The sequence below is a fragment of the Bacillus sp. FJAT-18017 genome (genome assembly GCF_001278805.1).
Classification (GTDB): domain Bacteria; phylum Bacillota; class Bacilli; order Bacillales; family Cytobacillaceae; genus Bacillus_D.
In genome coordinates this window covers 3,277,441-3,295,643 of the sequence record NZ_CP012602.1, presented here as the reverse complement: position 1 = coordinate 3,295,643, position 18,203 = coordinate 3,277,441, and the positions used below count along the sequence as shown (strand labels likewise).

Here is an 18,203-nt window from a genome sequence, read left to right as displayed (position 1 = left end):
AAGGTGGAGACTAATGCGCAAATACAATAAGGAAAAAGAGACAAACGCGAATCGCGCAAAAAAAAATCTGTTTAAGGAATTCCAATCTGAAATCGGAATTGAGTTTTCGGATGAAAATCTTCTCAAGCAGGCCTTTACCCATTCATCCTATGTGAATGAGCATCGCAGGAAGCCATTTGAAGACAATGAGCGGCTGGAGTTTTTAGGAGATGCCGTACTGGAATTGACCGTGTCAAAGTTCCTTTTTAAAAAATACCCAATGATGAGCGAAGGTGAGCTGACCAAGCTGCGCGCCGCAATTGTTTGCGAGCCGTCACTGGTATCTTTTGCAAATGAACTTTCATTCGGTAAGCTGATTTTGCTCGGCAAAGGCGAAGAAATGACTGGGGGCAGAGCACGCCCTGCATTGCTGGCTGATGTTTTTGAGGCATTCATTGGTGCACTGTATCTTGACCAAGGGATAGATACAGTTATTCAATTTCTTGAAAAAGTGGTATTTCCAAAAGTGAATGCAGGTGCTTTTTCGCATGTGATGGATTATAAGAGCCAGCTTCAGGAACTTATACAAAGGGATGGAACGGGAACGATTGAATATAAGGTTCTCCAGGAAAAGGGGCCTGCACACAATCGTGAATTTGTTTCCCGTGTTACCTTGAATGGGGAAGAACTGGGAGTAGGCACTGGGCGGTCGAAAAAAGAAGCTGAACAATTGGCTGCGCAAATGGCCTTGTCCAAGCTTAGGCCAAAGAAAGATGCAGAGATAAAGTGAGCCGCCAAAACCTGAGGGAGAGACAATCATGTATTTAAAACGGCTTGAAGTAGTTGGATTCAAATCCTTTGCGGAAAGGATTGGCGTTGATTTTGTACCCGGGGTCACGGCAGTGGTTGGACCAAACGGCAGCGGCAAAAGCAATGTAATAGACGCGATCCGCTGGGTGCTAGGCGAACAATCGGCAAAATCCCTGCGCGGGACAAAAATGGAGGATATCATTTTTTCCGGAAGTGATTCCCGTAAACCGCTTAATTTTGCGGAAGTCACGCTAACTCTGGACAATGAAGATCAAAAGCTTGCAATTGATTATAACGAAGTTAGTGTAACAAGACGGGTATTCCGATCTGGCGAAAGTGAATTCCAAATAAATAAGCAACCATGCAGACTGAAGGATATTATTGATTTGTTTATGGATTCGGGACTTGGGAGAGAAGCTTTTTCGATTATTAGCCAGGGAAAAGTGGACGAGATCCTGAATAGCAAAGCAGAAGAACGAAGAACGATTTTCGAGGAAGCGGCAGGTGTCCTCAAGTATAAGACACGCAAGAAGAAGGCTGAACTGAAACTTGCGGAAACACAGGAAAACCTCAACAGAGTTCAGGATATCCTCTACGAGTTGGAGAGTCAGGTTGAACCGCTTAAAATTCAGGCATCAATTGCCCGTGACTACAAGGAGAAACGGGAAGAGCTTGAAAAGATTGAAGTTGCGCTGACTGTTTATGATATTGAAGAACTTCATTTAAAATGGGAGAAGCTATCAGAACTCCTTGGACAACACAAACAGGAAGAAATAAAGCTTTCTGCCCAACTGCAAAAGCAAGAGGCTGAAATTGAACAAACCCGCGACCGGATTACAGCTGTTGATGAATCTGTCAGCGACCTGCAAAATGTCCTTCTTTTAGCGAGTGAAGAGCTTGAGAAGCTAGAAGGCAAAAAAGAGGTACTGAAAGAGCGAAAGAAAAATGCCTCGCAAAACCGAAAACAGCTTGAAGAAAATATTAAAGAGTTTTCTTCCAAAAAGCATTTGCTTGAACAGGAAAAAGTCAGGCTTGCCGGGATTGCCGAAGCACTTGGAAAGGAAGCGGCGGGGCTTCAGAAAAGTCTGAAGGCCAAGCAGCAGCAGCTATTTCTTTTAAGTGAAGATGCAGATGATAAAATCGAATCATTAAAAAGTGAATATTTTGATGAACTGAATGGCCAGGCGGGAGCAAGAAACGAGTCAAGCCTTGTTGACACACAACTGGAGCAAATCAAAAGAAAAAGCTCTAGGCTCGATGAGGATAACAAAAGGTTCATAGAGGAAAGAACAGAGGCTATTAACAGAGTAGAGAAGCTTCAGTCCGAACTAGACCGTGTCTCAAAAGAGCTCCATCTTCAAGTCAAAACCTTCATGGATGGTAAGAGGGAGCTGGAAAATGCTGCTTCGGCCTATCAAAACCAGGAAAAAATCCTTTATCAGGCTTATCAATATCTTCAACAGGCAAAGTCGCGCAAGGATATGCTGGAAGAGATGGAAGATGGATATTCAGGTTTCTTCCAGGGAGTCAAAGAAGTATTAAAGGCCCGGGATGGAAAACTTAACGGAATTGAAGGAGCGGTCGCGGAAGTAGTCAATGTGCCTAAAGAATTTCAGGCAGCTATTGAAACAGCTCTTGGCGGGGCGCTTCAAAATATTATTGTGGACTCCGAACAAAGCGCTCGTGAGGCTATCGCTTTCCTAAAAAGGAGTTCTTCTGGAAGGGCGACTTTCCTGCCTCTCAGCGTTATAAAAGGGAAAGCCGTTTCCAGCGCGCAATTGGAATTTGCCCGCCAGCACCCTTCTTTTATTGGAACAGCGGCCAGCCTGGTGGGTTTTGATGAAAAATACAGGCAAATAATTGAAAACCTTCTTGGAACGGTCTTAATTGCAAGGGATTTAAAAGGGGCAAACGAGATTGCCAGAACCATGCAATATCGGTTCCGGATTGTCACACTTGAAGGCGATGTTGTAAATGCGGGTGGCTCAATGACAGGTGGTGCTTTAAAACAGAATTCTACCAGCCTATTGAGCAGGAAAACCGAATTGGATGATTTAAAGGTTAAAATCAATGAGATGGAAGAAAAGACGGCCAAGCTTGAGGATTCGGTAAAGCAATTGAAGCAGGATGTTACTCTTAAGCAGGCAGCCCAGGAAGAGTCCAGGAAGGCAGGGGAGGATAACCGCCTTTCCGAACAGCGCCTGAAGGGAGAACTTAGGGAAGCTGAATTGCAGCTGAAAAATATTAATGAACGCTTATCGATTTACGATATGGAAAAGGGTTTGCTTCAAGAAGAAAAGCAAGGTCTGCAAAAGAGAAAACAGGAACTGGAAGAAATTCTTCTCAATGCTAAAGAAAAGATTGCAGCATTGGACAATGAAATTGCCAGCCTGACTCAGAAAAAGGCCCTTGCAGTCACTTCCCGCGAGGCGTTAACTGAAGAAATCAATAGCTTGAAGGTGGAGTATGCATCTAAGAATGAGCAATATGTCCATGCGAAGGAGCGTGCGGACAGAATTGCCGAAGAGCTAGCTGAAGTTACAGAAAAACTTGATACTTACCAGGAAGATCATGACTTGCTCGTTTCTGAAATGCAAGGGAATTCTTCAGGTGAGGAGCAGCTTATTGCGGCTGCTTCCGAAAAGCTTCGCGACAAGGAAAATGCACTTAAGCTTATCTCGGCGCGAAGGGAAGAACGGCTTCAATTGAATTCGGCATTGGAACAATCCGAGGCTGAAGCAAAGGAATTAAGGCGCCAGCATAAAGGGATGTCAGAGGCTCTGAAGGACGAGGAAGTTAAGCTGAATAGACTGGACGTTGAGCTTGAAACGAAACTGGGCCACCTACGTGAGGAATATCTGCTAACCTTTGATGGCGCCAAGCAGCAATATCCATTAACAATTCCGGCTGAGGAAGCCCGGAGAAGGGTAAAGCTCATTAAGAGGGCGATCGATGAGCTTGGTAATGTTAACTTGGGGGCAATTGAGGAATACGAACGTGTATCTGAACGTTATGAATTCCTTCTTATTCAAAAAAATGATCTTCAAGTTGCAAAAGATACCCTCTTCCAGGTTATTGGCGAAATGGACGAGGAAATGATTAAACGGTTTGAAGAAACGTTTACGGCTATCCGGTCTCATTTTGAAACTGTATTCCGTGCTCTATTTGGCGGCGGGCGGGCAGACCTCCGGTTAACAAACCCGGATGACCTCCTGAATACAGGCGTTGATATTGTTGCCCAACCGCCAGGGAAAAAGCTTCAGAATCTTGGACTGCTCTCAGGCGGGGAGAGGGCACTGACAGCGATTGCACTTCTATTTTCCATTCTGAAGGTACGGCCGGTACCGTTCTGTATTCTGGACGAAGTGGAAGCTGCTCTTGATGAGGCAAATGTGTACAGATTTAGCCAGTACTTGAAACGGTACAGTGCAGGGACCCAATTTATTGTCATAACCCACCGCAAGGGCACCATGGAGGAAGCTGATGTCCTTTATGGAGTGACAATGCAGGAATCCGGCGTCTCGAAATTGGTATCAGTGAGGCTGGAAGATACGAAAGAGCTTGTTGAAACTTAAAAACGGGGTGCTGATATGAGTTTTTTTAAGAAATTAAAAGAAACCTTTACCAAGCAGACAGATAGTGTATCAGAAAAGTTCAGGGATGGGCTGTCGAAAACACGGAATAGTTTTTCAGGCAAAGTAAATGACCTTGTTGCCAGATATAGAAAGGTTGATGAGGACTTCTTTGAAGAACTGGAAGAAATCCTGATTCAGGCAGATGTCGGTTTTGATACCGTCATGGAATTAATTGACCAGCTAAAGCTCGAGGTGAAGAGGCGCAATATCCAGGATCCTGCGGAAGTTCAGAGTGTTATTTCTGAAAAGCTTGTGGATATTTACAATGCTGGTGAAAACCTGTCTTCCGATCTTAATATTCAAGACGGCGCCCTGACTGTTGTCCTGTTTGTTGGAGTGAATGGTGTTGGAAAAACAACAACAATAGGCAAGCTTGCCCACAAATACATTAGCGAAGGGAAAACCGTACTCCTTGCCGCCGGAGACACATTCCGGGCCGGGGCAATTGATCAACTTGAAGTTTGGGGTCAGCGGGTAGGTGCTCCTGTTATAAAGCAAGCAGAGGGGTCGGATCCTGCAGCTGTCATGTATGACGCAATTCAGGCGGCTAAATCAAGGAAATCCGATATTCTGCTTTGCGATACGGCGGGCAGACTTCAAAATAAGGTTAACCTCATGAAGGAGCTTGAAAAGGTTAAGCGTGTAATTGAAAGGGAAATTCCTGGAGCGCCACATGAGGTACTTCTCGTCCTCGATGCGACTACCGGACAAAACGCTTTGATCCAGGCAAAAACCTTTAAAGAAGCAACGGATGTAACCGGTATTGTACTTTCTAAACTGGACGGGACAGCAAAAGGTGGTATTGTTCTGGCCATCAGGAATGAGCTGCAAATACCAGTCAAGTTTGTAGGACTCGGTGAAAAAATGGACGACCTTCAGGAATTTAATCCTGAAAAATATGTTTATGGACTATTTGCCGACCAGGTTGATAAAACAGAATAGAATATTTTAGAATGTGTTAATAAAAATGTATATTAATGATTTTTGCACTGTGGATTGGAGCGGAAGACGCGAAGACTCGTTCGAAAATGCAAAAAACGCATTTTCTCCTGCGGAGCTTCTTCAGGGCCGATTATTCAACGTCCTGCGGGAGCAAAGGCCAGTGGGAGACCCCACTCATCTCTCGCCGAGGAGGCTCCCAAGGCCGCCCGCGGAAAGCGTAGTGTCTCGCGACAGGCAAAATGCGCCTGTCTCTGAGAAGATTTTTCTTGGGAGCTTCCCTTTGTGAAGCGGAAATCAACACAGCCAATTTTAAAAAACAGTACCGTTTTCCAAATCGGTACTGTTTTTTTATATGAATACAGTGTAAAATTACACTAAAGGAATTATTTTCTTTTTTACATAAAAAATTGCAGTGTTTTGACGTTTGCAAACGTCTAATCTTATGAAGAAAAAATAGGGGGAATAGTCTTGGCATTACATATTAGAAAATGGGTATCCCTTTTCTTGATGCTTTTTCTGCTCGTCAGTATTGCTCAACCGGCCATTGCAGCGAATAGCGGCATCACAATTCGGACGGAAGCAGGCTTTGACGGGAAAATAAAAAGCGGTTACGGTTTTCCTGTTAAAGTGACAGTCGAAAACAAAGGCGCCGATTTTAAAGGGGATTTATTAATCAATTTTTACCCAACCTACAGCTCTTCCGGATCAAAAGTTCTCCATATAGATATTCCGAAGGGCGGCAAGAAAGAGTACATCGTATCGATTCCGGGCATTTCGAATGAAGGGATGTACAGTAGCCCAAACGTTCAGGAAATTTTCCTTTACAAAGGAGATTGGCAAGATGGAAAGGAAACATCCTTCACTGGTTCAAAGAAGCTTTCACTTAAATATGTTGACCCCTCCTGGAAAATACTTGGCCTCCTAAGTGAGGAACCGGACAGGCTGAAGGAACTTAAATCACTGCCAGGGGCAGCCAATACCAATTCGCTTATTATTGAACCTGACTTTATCCCAGAAGATAAAATAGGCCTTGATAATTTGGATGTTCTTGCTATTGATGGCTATCCTTTGTCAGGACTAAATGAGTTGCAGCAGCAAGCGATACTCGGCTGGGCCAAAGATGGCGGAGTACTAATTGTGGGAGGCGCGGCGGATGCCCAGCAGGCGTATGGAGAATTGTTTACCGAACTGCCGATGATACCAACAACTGAAACGGCAGCCAACCTGACCAAGCTTAAGTCTGCCGTTAAGCCGGGGGCAAGTTTTGCAAATGTTCCAGTTTTTCACGGTGAGGTCTCGGATGGAGCCACGGTTGTCGAGAAAAGCGGCGATGTCCCTGTTCTTGTTAAAAAGGATTATGGTTCCGGTGAAATCTGGCAAACAGCTTTCTCTCTGGGTGACAATCCTGTAGCTTCATGGAAGGGATATGGGGAGTGGCTAACCACGTCAATTCTTAGCCAAAGTTCGCTTTCTACTTTTAATAGTAATCAAGGATATATGAATCCTTTTGAACAATATTATATGGATTTTGCTCAAACAAATGAGTATTTCCCATCCGTGAACTTTTCGGTTGGGCAAATTACACTCATGCTGATTATCTATGTATTGCTGGCGGCACCGGTACTCTATCTGTTGTTAAAAAGATTTGATAAGCGAGAGCATGCTTGGTGGATTGTCCCTGCTTTCGCTCTCCTGATTTCGGCAGTAATTTTTGGCATTGGCGCGAAGGATCGTATTTCTAAGCCACAGATGAACCAGCTCTCCGTCCTTAAGGCTGAGGGCGGCATTCTGCAGGGGGTCGAGGCAGTTTCACTCCTATCGAATACGAGCGGGGATTATGAAATGGTATTCCCAAGCGGGGAATTTAATGCAATACCAGGCTCCCCATCCATGCAGTCGTCCGCGCCACAGCGTTACGCGGTCTTTGAAGAAGGGCGAAAGGAAGATAAGTATACGTTTCCGAACGTGGAGTATTGGTCAACTAGGACGGTATACGGACCTGTCATCAAGGAAGCGGAGGGCGATTTTGCTATCAATCTTCGGTATGATGGCAAAAATCTGAAAGGAACAATTGTAAATAACTTCCCGTACGATTTTGAGAATATGTATGTTTGGTCGGGGTCCAAGCGGGTTGACCTGGGACAATTAAAAAAAGGTGGAACCCTTGAGGTTGATAAGGAGATAGCCAATGGATATCTTTCCGGACCACTGACACCTGCGAATGGCGGCTATTATAACCCGCAGCCCAACCTTGATATCGATAAAATGAAAAAAGAAAAATTGGAATATGGGGCAATTGAGTACTTGTATAATCAAGGCCCGAACAAGAACCTTCCAATCATCTATGGCATAACGAAACAACCTGTACTGAAGGTTGAAATTCCTGGGAAAAGCAAAACGACCAATAGTTTGTCACTCATTTACCAGGCGGCGGATATTGAATCTGAACTGAACGGGCCTTTCACTTTAAAGGAAGAGGCTTTAACAAAAAATCTTATTCCTGTAGAGGGAGAAATTTTCGACAAAATGCCGGAGGGAAGGGAAATGATGGTTGCTAACGGAACCTATGATTACTCTCTAGTTCTTCCAAAGCAATTTATCGGAAAGAAAATCACCATAAGTGAAATAAGTGTCACCTGGTACTCAAATGAGACAAAATGGTCAATCCTTGACCAATCTTCAAAGAAATATACGGAGTTAAATGATTTGACAACGAAGTTAACTGATAATCCTTCAAGGTTTATTTCGGATAAGGGCGAAATCATCCTTAGGCTTGAAAAATCGGGTCAGCAGCAGGATCCAATGGTAAGGATGCCATCCGTTACGGTGAAAGGAGAAGCGGGCAAATGATTGAAATCATAAATTTAACGAAAAGATACGGAAAGTTCACCGCCCTAGATTCCCTGAACCTGTCCATTGAAAAAGGGACGGTCTTCGGTTTTGTAGGTGCAAATGGGGCGGGAAAGTCGACAACCTTTTCAATTTTGGCGACTCTTCTTGCGCCAACTTCTGGCACAGCCTACATTAATGGATGTAACATTGCTTCGGACCCTGCGGCTGTCCGCAGGCAGCTTGGCTATATGCCAGACTTTTTTGGGGTTTATGACCAGCTCAAGGCTATCGAATATCTCGATTTTTACGGCTCCAGCTATGGAATTCCAGCTGCCGAACGGGCAAAGTTGATTCCGCAGCTGCTTGAACTTGTCAATCTTACCCATAAAGCAGATTCCTATGTAGATGTCCTTTCCAGAGGCATGAAACAAAGGCTATGCCTAGCCCGTTCACTGATCCATGATCCAGAAGTGCTAATTCTTGACGAACCAGCATCTGGTCTCGATCCGCGTGCCAGGGTTGAAATGAGGGAGATTTTAAAAGAATTAAAGAATATGGGTAAAACCATTCTGATATCTTCGCATATCTTGCCCGAGCTTTCTGAAATGTGCGATAGCATAGGCATCATAGACCGGGGCAGGCTCGTGGCACAGGGATCGGTTTCGGAAATCCAGCTTCGTTTGAAAGGTGAAAAGCTGATTACTGTAAAAGTATGGGGCAATCTTGAAACGGCAAGCGCGTTTTTCGAGGACCAGTACCAGGTCAGCCGTGTTGAAACAAGGGAAGACGGTAATTCGCTTCAATTCGTTTTCAGCGGAAGTGAAGAGGAACAATTCAATCTTTTGAAAAAGGCTGTGGACTCGGGAATCATGCTTACCAGCTTTTCTGAAACTGAATCAAACCTTGAAGATGTATTTATGGAAATCACGAAGGGGGTGGAGCTGTCATGAGGCAACTTCTGCTCAATCCTGTCATGAACAAGGAATTTAAGCTTAGGTTCCGAACGTTTAAAAGCTTCCTTGGGCTTATGTTTTATCTATTGGCACTTTGTCTCGTAACGATAGGTTATATCTTTATTCAATCACAGGCTTATGGAACAAACTTTTTCCGTCCTGACCAGAGCCGGACGATGTTCATGGTTCTTTCATTCATCCAACTAGGGCTCATCCTGTTTATCACGCCGGGGCTGACCGCGGGCGTTATAAGCGGGGAAAGGGAAAAGCAGACACTAAATATCCTGCTGACAACAACTCAGACTTCAACAGGAATCATTATCGGTAAACTTGTTTCATCAGTATCCTTTCTGCTTCTGATGATTGTAGGCAGTATGCCAATTTACAGCATCGTCTTCCTGTTCGGCGGAATTTCTCCGCTACAAGTGCTTTCTGTACTCGGATACTATATTTTTCTAATTCTGATATTTGGCAGTTTTGGCGTCATGTTTTCCACACTAATCCGGAAGACAATTGTTTCAATGATTTCAACGTATGGGGTTACATTATTTTTTGCAGCAGGGACAGCTTTCCTGTTTCTTGTTTCGATGCAATTCGGAGCGATGTCAGGAACTACGTCGCCAACCCCGTATTTTATTGCGATGTTGAATCCGTTCATTGTCATGCTTGGCATTTTTGAACCGGAGTTTATTGGTGAAATAAACCGACAGACGGGAATAGAATTTCCTCTTTGGGCGTCGCTGCTTATTTCATACACCATTCTTGGGATTGCCGCATTGCTGCTCGGCATCCGCAAGCTGCGGCCGAACATGGGCACGAAAAAATAATTCAAGGGACTGGTAAATGTGGAGGATAAACAGCAATTCTTAAAGCTGTTGTCGCCAATCAGGCGTCAGCTCCGATTAGGGCGCGCACTGTTTGGACTTCAGTATGGCTTTATAGCCGGGGCGGGGTTAGCGATGATCGTTTACATATTGGCTCGGTTGATTGTTTTCCCTTATTACCATCAGTTTGCCATGTGGTCATTTATTTTAGCTTTCCTTGCTTCAGCTGTCTGGGTTTGGCAGGGCTGGCCGGGATGGAAGGAAGCTGTTCTCGTATATAACTCCTTCGTACCAGAAGACCGGGTCTCTGCTGCTTTCGCTTTTTACAAGGAAGAGGGGCTCCTGCATCGATTGCAGCTCGCTGAAAGTATTGGCTGGATGAAGAGAGTCCACGAGCAGGCCGTAAGCCGGAAAAAGAAATATAGAGTAAGCAAGTGGATGTTAGTAGGATTATTATTTTTGGGTTTTGCTTATGCATCCAACCAGCTTCCCAGCGATAAAATGGACCAGGCTGGCAAGCAGGAAGCAGCAAGGAAAGTACTAAATAAAGCGGAAAAAGAGCTTGATAAGAAAATTGCCAGCGAGAAGAATCCCCAGACTAAGAAGGCGCTCGAGGAATTGAAAAAAGAGCTTGCAAAGGCCAAGACTCCAGACGAGGCGCTGAAAGCCCTTGAAAACAAGAAAAAAGAGCTTGCATTGAAAGAATTTAAGGAAAAAGAAAAGGCTGCTGAAATGGCGCGGATTCAGGATAAGCTTAAAAAAGCAGGACTTGACCAGCTTGCTTCAGCACTTAACCAAAAAGACATAGAAAAGGCGACAGAGGAACTTAACAGGCTCAATCAAAAGCGGAGCGAGCTGACAAGTAATCAGAAACAGGCACTTGCGGAGCTTTCAGGCAAGGAAGGGCAAATGTCCGAGCAGGAGCTTGCCCAACTTACAGAAAAACTAAAAGACGCTTTGGATTCTCAAACTACCCTGAATCAGCTTGCTTCGGCTCAAACTGCTTTGGATCAGCAAGCCCAGACCATACAGGGATTAATGAAGGATAACGGCATCCCGCCAGGGCAAATTGCTTTGAGCCCATCCTCCGGTTCCCAGCACGGACAAACGCCAGCCGGACAGAATTCAGGAAGCGGTGGGCAACAGCCTGGTGAGGGATCATCACAAGGGGAAGGTCAGGGAAATGGACAGGGGACCGGTTCTGGAAGCGGCCAAGGTAATGGCAGTGGCAACGGCAGTGGTCAGGGGAATGGTTCTGGCAGCGGCCAAGGTAATGGAAATGGCAATGGCAGCGGAACGGGATCTGGTAATGGAAATGGTGGAAATGGAACAGGTTCTGGTGCAGGCCTTGGCCAGGGCTCGAGAGATTTTCTGACCATACCTGAGCACGTTGGCGGTAAAACAAATATAGAAACCGATACAGGCTTCCTAGGGAACGGGTCGCCGGGAACACAGTATGAAAGCGATGGGCCAATCCTCCGCGGAGCAATCAAGCCGTATGGGGAGGTATACGGCAGCTATGCGAATTCCTATCGAACTAGCATGGACAGGATGAATTTGCCAGGAGGCCTGGAAACAATCGTTAAGAATTATTTTTCTGAACTAGATCCGAACAAGGAGTGATTGCATGGATGCAATAAAGGACAAGGAAACCCAGTTTGTTCTCGCTGGCGAAAAACTGAAGGCTGCTAAGGAAGAAATAAAGAAGTTTATCGTTGGACAGGAAGATGTCATCGACCAGGTGCTCTGGAGCATCCTTTCTGGCGGACATTCTCTTCTTGAGGGTCTGCCCGGACTCGGCAAAACAATGTTGATCAGGACAATCGCAGACTGTATGGACCTATCTTTTTCTCGGGTTCAATTCACACCTGATTTAATGCCATCCGATATTACAGGTACGATGCTGCTTCAGCCTGGGGAAGACGGCAGACAGGAATTCACCTTTCATAAAGGCCCTATTTTTTCAAACATTGTACTTGCCGATGAGATCAACAGGGCAACACCTAAAACACAAAGTGCCCTGCTGGAAGCGATGGGCGAAAAGACAGTGACGGTTATGGGCGAAACGAAGCAAATGGAAACGCCGTTCTTTGTACTTGCGACTCAGAATCCGATTGATATGGAAGGGACGTATCCACTTCCTGAAGCCCAGATGGACCGGTTTATTTGCAAAATTAACGTGAATTATCCTTCAGGCGATGAATTGAAGGAAATTGCCCGGAGAACGACTGGAATTGAAACGCCACATCTTGAAAAAATTCTCGGACCTGGGGACGTTGTCCTGCTGCAACGTTTAACAAAGGAAATTCTTGTTTCAGAAGACATGCTGGATTTAGCCGTTTCAATTGTTACGCTTACCCACCCGGGAAACGAAGGTGGATCAGAAGCAGTAAAAAACTATATTCAATACGGGAGCGGACCCCGCGGCCTGCAAAGTATCATCCAGCTTGCTAAGTCAAGGGCATTTATGGCTGGGCGATATCATGTCTCTACTGGTGATTTAAAGCAGGTAGCTGCACCGGCACTGCGTCATAGACTGTTTATGAATTTCGAAGGAGAAGCAAGCGGTATCAGCGCTGATGAGATCATTAAGGATATTGTTGATTCTGCAGTGAAAGGTGCTTCAGAGAGATGAAAGCAGCCAGTATAGTTGTGCTTTCAAAGCTCCAGCAAAAACGCCTTTTTGTGAAAACTAGAAGACGCAGTGTCCATAAAGGGTCAAGAAGATCTGGAAAAGCAGGCGCTTCTCTGGAATTCTCGGATTTTCGTTCCTATCAGCCGGGAGATGATATCAGGTTGATTGATTGGAATATTTATGGGCGAACCGGCAAGCACTATATTAAGAGATTCCTTGATGAGCAGGAAATCCACGCCGCTATTTTCCTTGATGCGACTCCTTCAATGCAGGCGATTGAATCGAAATGGCAACAGGCAAAGGAAATTGCCGCTGCAATGAGCTTCATTATTTTGAATGGAGAGGACAGGCTTACCTTCTATCCGGTCGCAGCGAATTCATCCGGTAAAATTGCCAGAAAGGGGACCATATACGCCAGAAGCGTATATGCAAGTGTCCTAGCACTAAATAAATCCAACAACGCTGGCGGCTTCTCTGAACTAATCGTTCAAGAAAGCTTGAAAAACATCCAGGCAGCGATTCTGATTTCAGATGGACTTGAATCGCTTTCCGCATTTGAAGGGCTGTTCCGCAAATTTGCCGGAGCAAGAATCGAAGTAAAGTTCATTCAGGTCCTCTCCCAGGCTGAATTAGAACCGCAAATGGGAGGAGATGTACAGCTTGTGGATAGTGAAACGGGAACTACCGTCAATGTCACGATGCAGGAAGCCGTCGTCAGGTTGTACCAGAGCCGGCTTGCGAAACATAATGAATCCCTTGAATCGCTCTGCCGGAAGTTTGGTTTTACATATGTTCCTGTTTCAGATACACATGATTTGCAGAACTTCTTGTTTCATAAATGTACAGCAAAAAAAGTGCTGGAATGAGGTGAAAAGATATGCACTTTGCCAATCCATTCTATTTTTTTCTGGCTATCCTGATTGCCGCTGTTGTCCTGCTCTATTTTTTCCGCAAACAATATCACTCTATCATCAACCCTTCAAACCTTTTATGGATTGAGGCGATGAACGAATGGCAGGCGTCGCCGTGGCTGAAGAAGCTGCAGCATAATCTCTTATTCTGGCTGCAAATCGCCGCACTCGCTCTGTTGATGTTTGCGCTTGTCAAGCCTCTCTTGTTCAGCTCCGGATTGGCAGGGGAGCATCTCATTTTTGTTGTAGACCCATCCTCAACCATGTCAGCTGAAAAAGATGGAAAGCCCCTGTTCTCGAGTGCCAAGGAAGAAATGCTCGATATGGCCGACCGGCTCGACAGCCAGCAGGTGACAATTATCTTGGCGGATGAGGAGCCAGAAATCGTTTTGAACAGGGAAGATGAACCCGGGGCAATTAAGGCTGCGATTGAGTCAATGCATTTGACCTATGGGCATGAAAATATAACAGATTCCATTAAGCTTGCAGTTTCGTTATCCTCCGAATCTAGGGGAGTTATCCATATTTTTTCGGATAAAGTGACAGAGGCTTCAATAGAATCTCTTGCGGGCAAGCAGCCGGTTGAAGTACATAATCTTGGTGAGGAACTGGATAACCTTTCCCTTATGTCGTTTGGAGCATCACGTTCAGGTGGAAAAGTCACTGCGATTGCGGTTGTTGAAAACCAGGGAAAAGAGGAAGCGAGCACGAATTTCCGGATAATTGATGACAAAGGGGAGGCTGTTTTTGAAAGGATGCTGACCCTGCCTCCCAATAGCCGGGAAATCCTCGATATACCGAGCCTCCCTGATGGCCGTTATTATCATGCTGAGGTCCTCGCTGCTGATGGATACAGTGCGGATAATAGCGCTTCGACTGTTCTTTCACCCGAAGACCCTCCTGTCTACGCTGTTGGAGATGTGAATCCCTTTTTGATAAGGGGGCTGCAATCAATTGGAATTAAAAGCATTCAGCTTGATGATAATAGCCTTGCGACTGCAGAACAGGGCGGCCTATTCCTTGTTGAGGGGCAAGTCCCCGAAAACCTTCCTGAAGGGCCGATTCTGATAATCAACAAAGATGCAAAAAAAACGATTGAATTAAACGAGCGCCCAAAGGGATCGGCCTCACCGATCCTGGAATACACCGCATTTGAAAAGACATATATTCAACAAGCTGTACAGCCTTTACAGGGCACATTTGAAACGATTGCCGAAAGTGGAGGACATCCGTTGATACAATCAGGAAGGATGAATGCGCAGCCAGCCGTCATAGTCAATTTTGCAATTGAACAAAGCGATTGGCCGCTACAGCCTGGATTTCCAATTTTCCTTTATAACAGCTATCAATGGCTGTCACGCCAGTCGGGTTTTCTCGGAAACTTCCAGCCTGGTGAAGAAAAATGGCTGAATATTGATACAGCAGGAAAACCTTTGGAATTGTTTAATGAAGAAGGAAAGAATCTTGGCAGTTTCTCTTTGGAAAAAGGAAACTTTAAAGCCCCTTATGAACCTGGCGTTTACCAGGCTTCAGACGGCGAGTCCATTCATTATTTTTCAGTCATCCTCGATGACCGTGAAAAAGAACCCGGCTTCGAGAAATCATTCGTACTAAACGAGACAGATTTATCTAAGCTGGAGCAGACAGTAGACAAAGAAAACGGGACAGTATGGCTGTGGCTAGCGACGATCGCTCTCTTACTCCTGCTTGCCGAATGGGAGGTGTTCCGCCGTGGGCTTGGAAATTAGTTATCCTCTTATGCTCTTACTGACAATACCAGCATTTGTCCTGATGCTGCTTTTTTTTCGGCAGGCAAAATCACTCGATAGAAAGGTTGCCGGAATCCTAAGGAGCATCGTCTTTCTCCTGATTATTTTCGCCCTGGCTGTACCCCAGATTATTCTTCCTGCGAAAACGGAAACAATCGTCTTTCTGGCTGATCGTTCTAAAAGCGTTCAATCCGTTGAAGGAAATTTGCTGGATTGGGTGGATGAAGCAGTATCCTCGAAAGGACTCGCAAAGCAATTTGCAGTAGCCTCGTTCGCGAATGGTGCGCAATCAGAAGCTTCGATGTCTACGACAAAAACTATCCCTGAACGGTTCAATGCGGAGGTGGACCGTGGCGAAACGGATATTTCTGCAGGCCTTCAGTTCGCTTCTTCACTCCTTCCCGGTACAGAAGGAGGAAGAATTATCCTCCTGACAGACGGCAATGAGACGGTCGGAAAGGCTGAGCAAGCAGCACAGCTTCTGAAAAATCGAGGAATAGAACTTGATTACGTTGTACTGGAGCGGAAGGTAAACGGGGATACAGCAATAACAGGCCTGGACGTCCCGCCTTCGCTATTTGTAGGGGAGGAAACGCCGGTTACGATAACCCTAACAAGTAATGTTGCGACAACAGCAGCGGTCAGGCTTTCCGTGAACAATAAGGCGGTCATCCAGCAGACTATCGAGGTCAAGGAGGGTGAGAACGCCTATACGTTTACGCATAAGGCTGAAGAACCAGGTCTTGCGGTATATAAAGCCGAGCTTGTGAATAAACAGGATGCCTATATTGAAAATAATTCACTCCATGCAGTTTCGACTGTGAAAGGAACACCAAGGGTGCTGGTGGTCGAAGGAACTCCAAATGGTCCTTTGCCAGACATTCTCAAAGGATCTGAACTTCTTGTTGAGAAAACTGTCCCTGAAAAATTGCCGACGGCACTGGGCGGCTACCTTCAATATCAATCCATTATATTTGAAAATGTTCCAGGCCACCGGGTCACCGAAAACCAAATGAATTTGATTGAGAAAGCAGTTAGGGAGTTTGGAACCGGGTTTGTCATGACGGGCGGGGAAGACAGCTTCGGTCTTGGTGGATATTTTAAGACCCCGATTGAAAAATTGCTGCCAGTTGATATGGATATTAAAGGTAAAAAGGAGATGCCATCACTAGGCCTGGTTATTGTGATCGACCGGTCAGGCAGTATGAGCGGCAATAAACTTTCACTCGCAAAAGAAGCTGCAGCAAGATCAGTCGAATTACTGCGCGAGGAGGACACGCTTGGATTCATCGCCTTTGATGACCGGCCATGGACAATTGTGGAAACTGCACCTCTTAGCAATAAAAAGAAGACTGTTGAAAAAATCAGATCTATCTCTGTCGGAGGTGGGACAAATATTTACCCTGCCCTTGAAAAGGCATACGAGGAACTCCGTGACCTCAAACTGCAAAGGAAACATATCATATTGCTTACGGACGGACAGTCGGCAGCTGCAGGCGATTATGCCTCTCTAATAGAGGAGGGGAAGGAAAAAAACATCACACTTTCAACGGTTGCGCTCGGTTCTGATGCCGATAGGCTGCTCCTCGACGATCTGGCAACAATGGGAAGCGGACGTTTTTATGATGTGTCCGATGTTTCGGTAATCCCAAGCGTCCTGTCACGGGAAACTGTTATGACAACAAGAACATATATCGAGGATAATCCGTTTTACCCATTAATAGAGCCTTATCCTGAGTGGTCCGCCCGATTTGCGGCTGGTGTGCCGCAAATGAATGCCTATATTGCTGCCACGCCGAAAACGAGAGCGACAGTCCCAATCCTAAGCCAGAAGGAGGACCCTGTCCTGGCAGAGTGGCAGTATGGGCTGGGAAAAACATTGGCCTTTACATCGGATGTTACCGGGAAGTGGTCTGGAGATTGGGCAAGGTGGGAAGGCTGGCCAGCTTTCCTAAACCAGATTGTTTCTGCTTCATTACCACAGTATGATAGTGAGCCCTTTTCTGTTTCGGTTGCAAAAGAAGGCGGAGAAACGCTTGTAACATTAAAAAGTGCCAGTACTGAGGTGTTCCCGGTAGAGGCTTCGCTTTTATCAGAAACGGGCACATCCGTGGACGCAAATATGAAATTAGTTGCTCCTGGGGAATATGAGCTTTCTTTCCCTTCAAAACCGGGGATGTATTACCTGTCACTTAAGCAGACCGGGAAAAAAGGCGAAGTTCAGATGTATCGGACCGGATTTTCTGTTCCTTACTCAAATGAATTTTTGCTAGAAGGGACAAACAGGAATTTTCTAAAGGAACTGGCCTCAATTGGCGGCGGAAAGGAATTAACCTCTGCCAAGGACGCATTCAGGCCATTGAAAAATCTGCCGAAAGAAAAACAGCCAATAAGTGAATATCTACTGCTGGCTGCATTCCTAGTACTTGTCCTTGAAATTTTTATTCGAAGGTTCGGAGTCGGTGTATTCTCGAAGTTGATTCCAAAAAGGAAAAATTCGGATGATAAAGCAGTTACTGTAGATGGTGCTGCGATTGAAAGGCTGTCAGTAGTAAGGAAAAAAGTATCCAGGGAAAGGCCGTCCAAAACCATTCTTCCTGGAAAAGAAAAGGTGAAAAGGCAAAGTGGAAATCAAACTCAGGATGAGGTATCAGTACAGGTGAATCCGAAAGGACAAACGAAGCCTGTTAACGCTGCCAAGCAACTGACCCCTGAACAGAAGCAAGAACGGATGAACCGCCTGCTTGAAGCAAAGAAAAGAACTAAATAACATTCTTCTTATGAAGCTGGCTTACCTGTTAGGGTGAGCCGGCTTTTCATTATTTTTTGATGATTGGCTGAATAGCAGCCATGGTTATGGTCAACAGTGGTTTAGTGGATTAATTTTCAATGCTGGGGGTGACGATTAATCCA

General features: G+C 45.4%; 11 protein-coding genes. All 11 read left to right on the top strand.

Annotated elements, in window-relative coordinates; genetic code table 11:
* Positions 1–13 precede the first annotated feature (13 nt).
* The 11 genes from rnc to AM500_RS15335 all read left to right on the top strand — a co-directional run bounded on the left by rnc (position 14) and on the right by AM500_RS15335 (position 18,060).
* Positions 14–769, top strand: coding sequence for a ribonuclease III (gene rnc / locus AM500_RS15385; RefSeq protein WP_053600005.1), 756 nt, complete (start codon positions 14–16; stop codon positions 767–769).
* Positions 770–797: 28 nt separating this feature from the next.
* Entirely contained in the window at positions 798–4,364 is a 3,567-nt protein-coding gene (smc, locus tag AM500_RS15380; RefSeq protein ID WP_053600004.1) for a chromosome segregation protein SMC, read from the top strand.
* Positions 4,365–4,379: 15 nt separating this feature from the next.
* The gene (gene ftsY, locus AM500_RS15375; protein ID WP_053600003.1) at positions 4,380–5,366 is read left to right on the top strand and encodes a signal recognition particle-docking protein FtsY; all 987 of its coding nucleotides are present in this window, start codon (positions 4,380–4,382) and stop codon (positions 5,364–5,366) included.
* Positions 5,367–5,834: 468 nt separating this feature from the next.
* On the top strand, positions 5,835–8,216 hold the full coding sequence (locus AM500_RS15370) for a hypothetical protein (RefSeq protein ID WP_053600002.1): 2,382 nt from the start codon (positions 5,835–5,837) through the stop codon (positions 8,214–8,216).
* Positions 8,213–9,148, top strand: coding sequence for an ABC transporter ATP-binding protein (locus AM500_RS15365; protein ID WP_053600001.1), 936 nt, complete (start codon positions 8,213–8,215; stop codon positions 9,146–9,148). The genes AM500_RS15370 and AM500_RS15365 overlap by 4 nt, the downstream gene beginning before the upstream one ends.
* Entirely contained in the window at positions 9,145–9,978 is an 834-nt protein-coding gene (locus tag AM500_RS15360) for an ABC transporter permease (protein WP_053600000.1), read from the top strand. The genes AM500_RS15365 and AM500_RS15360 overlap by 4 nt, the downstream gene beginning before the upstream one ends.
* Before the next feature lie 18 nt (positions 9,979–9,996).
* Complete coding sequence (locus AM500_RS15355; protein ID WP_053599999.1) at positions 9,997–11,598, top strand: hypothetical protein; 1,602 nt, start codon at positions 9,997–9,999, stop codon at positions 11,596–11,598.
* 4 nt (positions 11,599–11,602) lie between these two features.
* Positions 11,603–12,610, top strand: coding sequence for an AAA family ATPase (locus tag AM500_RS15350; RefSeq protein WP_053599998.1), 1,008 nt, complete (start codon positions 11,603–11,605; stop codon positions 12,608–12,610).
* Complete coding sequence (locus AM500_RS15345; protein WP_053599997.1) at positions 12,607–13,476, top strand: DUF58 domain-containing protein; 870 nt, start codon at positions 12,607–12,609, stop codon at positions 13,474–13,476. Before AM500_RS15350 ends, AM500_RS15345 begins: the two co-directional genes overlap by 4 nt.
* Before the next feature lie 11 nt (positions 13,477–13,487).
* Positions 13,488–15,269, top strand: a complete 1,782-nt coding sequence (locus AM500_RS15340) for a vWA domain-containing protein (protein ID WP_053599996.1) — start codon at positions 13,488–13,490, stop codon at positions 15,267–15,269.
* A complete protein-coding gene (locus tag AM500_RS15335) occupies positions 15,253–18,060 on the top strand; it encodes a VWA domain-containing protein (protein WP_053599995.1) in 2,808 nt (935 codons plus the stop codon). Before AM500_RS15340 ends, AM500_RS15335 begins: the two co-directional genes overlap by 17 nt.
* Positions 18,061–18,203: the final 143 nt, after the last annotated feature.

Coding starts and splice junctions, on each gene's coding strand:
- rnc (WP_053600005.1), top strand. CDS start 14: ATGCGCAAATACAATAAGGAAAAAGAGACAAACGCGAATCGCGCAAAA.
- smc (WP_053600004.1), top strand. CDS start 798: ATGTATTTAAAACGGCTTGAAGTAGTTGGATTCAAATCCTTTGCGGAA.
- AM500_RS15345 (WP_053599997.1), top strand. CDS start 12,607: ATGAAAGCAGCCAGTATAGTTGTGCTTTCAAAGCTCCAGCAAAAACGC.
- AM500_RS15365 (WP_053600001.1), top strand. CDS start 8,213: ATGATTGAAATCATAAATTTAACGAAAAGATACGGAAAGTTCACCGCC.
- ftsY (WP_053600003.1), top strand. CDS start 4,380: ATGAGTTTTTTTAAGAAATTAAAAGAAACCTTTACCAAGCAGACAGAT.
- AM500_RS15360 (WP_053600000.1), top strand. CDS start 9,145: ATGAGGCAACTTCTGCTCAATCCTGTCATGAACAAGGAATTTAAGCTT.
- AM500_RS15350 (WP_053599998.1), top strand. CDS start 11,603: ATGGATGCAATAAAGGACAAGGAAACCCAGTTTGTTCTCGCTGGCGAA.
- AM500_RS15340 (WP_053599996.1), top strand. CDS start 13,488: ATGCACTTTGCCAATCCATTCTATTTTTTTCTGGCTATCCTGATTGCC.